Here is a 5,926-nt window from a genome sequence, read left to right as displayed (position 1 = left end):
ATGGTCCTCACCGATAGAACCGTCAGGCTTAGCCCCCGCTACATTAAAGTAACGAAGAGGGACATACTTGATGCCGTAAGCTTGGTCTGACCACTTCATAATAGTTTCCATCATCAACTTACTTTCACCATATGGGTTGATAGGATTTTGCGGTGTTGTTTCAAGAATTGGAATTTCTTCTGGGATACCGTAAGTTGCAGCTGTTGATGAAAAGACAATGTATTTAACATCACATTCGTTCATGACTTCAAGCAACTTCACCATACCAGCAGTGTTATTGTCGAAATACTTAAGTGGCTTTTCCATAGACTCAGCCACAAGTGAGTAGGCCGCAAAGTGAATAACGGCATCGACATCAGGATTTTCCTTAAAGACCTTACGCATAAAGTCCTGATCTGCTAAATCTCCCTCGTAGAATACAGCGTCTGGATGAACTGCCGCACGGTGACCAGTCACCAAGTTATCCACAACAACGACTTTTTCTTGCCCCGCTTCAACCAAACGGTCCACCATGTGAGAACCGATGTAACCAGCCCCACCTAAAACTAATATTGCCATAAAATTTACCTTTTTCTTATTTTTCTATTATTATAACATAATTCTAGCCCATGGGACTAACGTGATTTAAGTAAGGGAAAAGAAGAGAAAAATGGTCGCCAACAGTTAGTTAACAACCATTATTCTTTCTATTTCACTTTCACACAAATAGCATCCCAGGCTTGGAGTTTGCCTTGATCTGTAATTGGCTCTAATTCGGTATTTGAGATGACGACTTCTTCGACATCAAAATTATAATCAAAAATTTGTTCTTGGTCTGATAGATTAACTGCAATTAGATAGCTGCTATCTTTGGTTTTTCGAATATAAGCAAATACTTTGTCAGTTGTCTCCAAGAGTTCAAAGTCAGCATCGACCAACCAATCTTGAGTTTTACGAAGCTCTACGAGCTTTTGATATGTATAGAAAATTGATTCTGGATTGGCAAGGGCTGATTCAACATTTATGTCCTTATAGTTTGGATTAACAGATAACCAAGTCTTATCCGATATGCTAAATCCAGCATTTTTAGACGTATCCCATTGCATTGGTGTTCGAGCATTGTCACGACCCACCTGACGGATTTGGTCCATGATAACTTCTATCGATGCCCCTTTTTCGAGAGCTTCTTTGGCATAGTTGAGAGATTCAATGTCATTCAATTCTTCCAAAGTTTTAAAAGGATAATTGGTCATGCCGATTTCTTCACCTTGATAAATGTAAGGTGTTCCTCTCATCAGATGAAGGAGGATAGCCAAGGCCTTGGCTGACTTCTCACGATAGACACCAGTATCTCCCCACATTGAGAGAACACGAGGCAGGTCATGGTTGTTCCAAAATAGTGAGTTCCACCCTTGTCCCAACTCTAACTCCGTTTGCCATTTATTAAACATAGCCTTAAGTGCTGAAACATCCAACTCCTTCTCATACTCCCATTTAGGGCTATCTGGCTTATGCTGAAGTCCAATATGTTCAAACTGGAAAACCATGGAAAGTTCTTGATTATCTGGATTTGAATACTGTTTAGCAATTTCAGGTGTTGCTCCCCAGGTTTCACCAACTGTTAGAAGGTCGTGCTTTCCAAAGCTTGCCTGGTTCATCTCCTTGATATAATCATGAAGTTTTGGACCATTTGTATCAATCAGTTGATCTGGAATCTTACCAATCATATCAATCACATCCATGCGGAAACCACCGATTCCCTTATCAATCCAGAAATTCATCATATCATAAACTTTCTGGCGCAACTGTGGATTTTCCCAATTGAGATCTGGCTGTTTTTTACTAAAGAAATGCAGATAATATTGGCCTGATGTCTCATCATATTCCCAAGCGGATCCACCAAAGATAGATACTAACTCATTAGGTTTGTCTCGCCAGATGTAGAAATCTCGTTCAAGACTTTCTGGATTTTCACGCGCCTCGATAAACCATGCGTGCTCATCAGACGTATGGTTCACCACCAAATCCATGATAATTCGGATATCACGCTTTTTGGCTTCCACCAAAAGTTCATCCATGTCACTCATGTCTCCAAAAATATCTGCAATAGCCTCATAGTTAGCGATATCATAGCCATTGTCATCCATCGGACTGTCATAGACAGGCGAAAGCCATAGGGCTGTGATTCCGAGCTTTTGCAAGTAGTCTAACTTACTGGTAATCCCTTTGAGATCACCGATACCATCACCGTTTTTGTCCATAAAAGATTTAGGGTAAATTTGATAAATCGTAGCTTTATGCCACCAATTTTTTTGCATGATTCTACTCCTAGTATTTATTATCATCCTGAGTCTGACAGTTCTATTTTACGTTTTTCCAGAATTTATGCAAGCGTTCTCTTTCATTGTTTAAAACATTGCAATGACCTATACTCCAGATTTCTTAAACTTTTGGTAATGTTGAGAAATAATAGAATTGAAATGTAAGGTTAGCATTTACTAATCTTAATACAAAAAATGACAGTTAATGCCTTAACCGTCACTTTTTACTTTTTGGGCAAGACCATAACAAAGCGCCTCCCCGTAGGACTTTCCTCAAATCTATAGCTAAGTTCCTCATGTTCTAGAAGGTATTTGACCACAAAAAGTCCTAATCCTCCTTCTTTCTTAGATTGAGCTTTAGTTGAAGTATTTTCTTTAGATACAATTGTATTTTCAATGACAAAATCAGATCCTCCATTTTCTAAACCTATTCGAACCACTCCCCCCTCATCAGAATGCTTGACAGCATTACTGATAATATTTGAGAGAACTAGTTTCAAAATAGCTAAATTCATGAAAATACTAGTTGCCGGAAGATAATTGTCAATTGATAGGGAGCGAGTCTCAACCAACACTTGATTTTGAGTGAGTATGCGATTTACCACATCATCTAACTGAATCCACTCCTTATCATCACCTAATTCTTGAACAGAAGATAGGGACAAGATTTCCAGGACGATCTGGTTCATCTCATCGACGATATCGAGGGAAACCGATAGATAGCGGTCTCGATCCTTGTAGCGACCAATATTATCTCGCATATTTTCTAGGATAATTTTCAAGCTAGCTAGAGGCGTCTTGAGTTCATGCGAAGCTCCTCTTAGAAATTCGACCTTTATCTGCTCCAACTTCAGATTTTCCTGTTTCTGCTGCTCTAGATTGTCGATCACTTCTAAAAGGTGGTGATAGAGGTCGTTGATGTGTTGCTTGAGGACGCCGATCTCATCCTGCGAGTCAATGGGGAGACTGGCTGTCCGATCCAGGCGCTTCATCCGCTTGGTCATCCGCTTGATTTCAAGAATTGGAGCAGAAATCATGCGGGCATAGAGATAGGAGGCAATCAACGACAGAACAAAAGAAGCAAGGAGTGTATAGGGAAGAAAGCCCAGACTGATATCTCGCGCTTCCTTTTGCGAATCGACAGTCGCTAAAAATTGCAAGGTTAAGTCTTGTCCTTCTTTAGTCTGAATTTTTCGCTCTTCGATGACCAGGGAATTATTCTGGCTAGATGGATTGAGGAGGAGGTCATCCTTGACTTCTAATGAATTTTGTTTTCCTTGCCCTTAATATAGACCTTGATATCATTAGTCTTAGAATAGAGGGCAATAACCGTCTCAATGGTCCCCACTTCCTGACCTTGAAAACTGTCAGCCAAGACTTGCGATTTCTTCAAAATCGTCTGACGTTGCGACTCGATATAGGTCGATGGAAAAATAAAGTAGACGGATGCGTGTAACAGGATAACTAAGCCACTAAAGAGGGCGAAGGTTATCAGAAAGATCTTTACAAAGATACTCCGTTTGGTCATGGTCTCTCCAATTTATAGCCGACATTGCGTACCGTAACGATACAGTCCAGCTCTAGTTTTTTTCGCAGTTCCTTGATATAGACATCGATCACCCGGTCAAAAGGTATCTCCTCAGTCTCCTTCCAGACGGCATCAAGGATCTGAGATCGGGTCCGTGCCTTGCCTTCATGCTGGAGCAAGTATTCCAAGATTTCCAACTCCTTGGCGTTCATGGAAATAGCTTGCCCAGCTAGGCTGGCGGTATAACTCTCAAAATCCACCCGCACATCTCCATATGTGAAAACCCGGGAAGGTTGGAGCTTTTTAAAAATAGCTTCGATACGGACTCTCAATAGAGACAAGGAGAAGGGCTTTTCCAGATAGCCATCTGCCAACTCTCCAAAGGCTGTCAACTTATAGTCCTCGTCATGAAAGGCCGTCAGCATCAAAACAGGGACCGAGCTAGTCTTTCGGATAGTCTTGAGGACTTCCAGACCATTGAGGATTGGGAGCTGGATATCCAGCAAGACAAGATCTGGCATCTCCCTGTAAAAGAGGTCCAGGGCCTCATGACCATCACCTGTTTCAAAGACCTCATGGCCACATTCCATGAGATAGTCGCTCATCCCTTCTCGAATCAAGACTTCATCTTCTACGATTAGTATCTTCATACATTATCCTTTTAATCTATATATGGTCTCTTTCTTCCATTATACCGTTTTTTATAGATGCAGCAAACTTATCATTCAACATCAACTAAGAGGTCTTTGGGTTTCTTGTGAAGAAGCCAGCGAGAAGAAATCAAGGATACCAAGCTTAAGATAAAGCCACCGACTAGAATGACTACCAAAAGTTGCTTAGGTTGGACTGTCATATGAATCTGAGTTAGAGTCTTACTGAAGCTTTCTGCCTCAGCCCCTCCACCAAGATTTGCAGCTAGAGATTCTTTGGTCATTTGCTTATTGATACCTTCTGTTACATTGGAAAGGACTGTATTACCAACTTTTTCGGCAAAGAAACTAGCTAAACCATATGACAAAAGAAAGGCTGGTAAGGCAATCATCAGCAATTCTATTAAAAATTGACCCGCAACCTGTGTCTTTTTAAGTCCCAAGGCCAAAAAGATACCAACTTCTCTACGACGAGCATTTAACCATAAAATTAACAGAAGGGTTAGCAATAAACTTGTAAAAATGAGACTTCCAATAAACATACGGTTTGCCACACGATACATCCCAAGAATAGATTTCTGTAAAGCAGGGTAGTTTGACGAGCTCTTAACAAGATCGTAGAGGGACCAGTTAATATTCAACTTTTTAATCTTTGCTATCAAGGAATCAAGATTTTGATCGCCTTTAGCAAAGAAAGTGGCATCCTCATAAGTAGCCGTTTCTACAGTATTACCATAGAGTTTTGCTACTGTGTCTAGATCAGTGATGAGGGTGTTTTCATACAACTCCTGAGCATAGGTAACGGCTGCTTTATTTTGACCAGAAAATAAACCTTTGATAGTCACTTCTACTGTTTCATCAGCCCTTTTTTCGTTATCAGCATCATAGAGATTAGATTTAAGCTTTACTTTATCTCCTACTTTAAGACCATTCTTTTTAGCTAAAGCTTCGTGCATTAAGATTTGATTATGATCCTTATCGGTTAGATGTTCTCCTTCAACTAGTTTATAAGCACCTGAAACAAATTTGTCTTCTTTTGATGAGTCATTGACTCCTGTCAACATCAAGGTAGACTTAAAATTTTTAGCACGTTCTGGCGACTGATTTTGTAGCGTTTGCTCTGTTTCGATAATCTCATGATCTAGTAAATCACCAATACCATTTATCCGTTTTATAGTCGAAACAATCCCTTTAGTCTCACTAATCTTTTTAATATCTTCTCCCTTAAGATTTCCAGCCCCTCGAGGAGTTCCAGAATTCGTGTTACGATTAATCTGCATTGAAAAACTATTGGTAATTGACCCTAGACTCTTGGATGCAGCTTCTTGGGTTGCACTTCGCATAGCAAGTCCTAACAAACTAAGAGTACTCATCAAAAGAATAATAATTAACAGTAATAGTGACTTTGACCATTTTCGTGTAATATATGCAAAAGCGTTTCGAAACAT

At 40.1% G+C, this 5,926-nt stretch carries 4 protein-coding genes and 1 pseudogene; all 5 read right to left on the bottom strand.

The window, feature by feature from the left end; translation table 11 throughout:
* Positions 1-558: NAD-dependent epimerase/dehydratase family protein (locus HMPREF9425_RS03230; RefSeq protein WP_003096733.1), on the bottom strand; the 558-nt coding region annotated here is incomplete at its 3' end.
* Positions 559-686: 128 nt separating this feature from the next.
* Complete coding sequence (gene dexB / locus HMPREF9425_RS03225; protein ID WP_003096731.1) at positions 687-2,297, bottom strand: glucan 1,6-alpha-glucosidase DexB; 1,611 nt, start codon at positions 2,295-2,297, stop codon at positions 687-689.
* A 227-nt stretch (positions 2,298-2,524) separates the two neighbouring features.
* Positions 2,525-3,828, bottom strand: a pseudogene (locus tag HMPREF9425_RS03220) (sensor histidine kinase).
* On the bottom strand, positions 3,825-4,478 hold the full coding sequence (locus HMPREF9425_RS03215) for a response regulator transcription factor (protein ID WP_003096725.1): 654 nt from the start codon (positions 4,476-4,478) through the stop codon (positions 3,825-3,827). The pseudogene HMPREF9425_RS03220 and the gene HMPREF9425_RS03215 overlap by 4 nt, the downstream one beginning before the upstream one ends.
* A 71-nt stretch (positions 4,479-4,549) precedes the next feature.
* Entirely contained in the window at positions 4,550-5,926 is a 1,377-nt protein-coding gene (locus tag HMPREF9425_RS03210; protein ID WP_003096722.1) for an ABC transporter permease, read from the bottom strand.

The sequence above is a fragment of the Streptococcus vestibularis ATCC 49124 genome (genome assembly GCF_000188295.1).
Classification (GTDB): domain Bacteria; phylum Bacillota; class Bacilli; order Lactobacillales; family Streptococcaceae; genus Streptococcus; species Streptococcus vestibularis.
This window is presented reverse-complemented; position numbering and strand designations above follow the sequence as displayed.

What these genes read in the sequence shown, in the direction of transcription:
- dexB (WP_003096731.1), bottom strand. Translation starts at nt 2,297, where the DNA reads ATGCAAAAAAATTGGTGGCATAAAGCTACGATTTATCAAATTTACCCT.
- HMPREF9425_RS03215 (WP_003096725.1), bottom strand. Translation starts at nt 4,478, where the DNA reads ATGAAGATACTAATCGTAGAAGATGAAGTCTTGATTCGAGAAGGGATG.
- HMPREF9425_RS03210 (WP_003096722.1), bottom strand. Translation starts at nt 5,926, where the DNA reads ATGTTTCGAAACGCTTTTGCATATATTACACGAAAATGGTCAAAGTCA.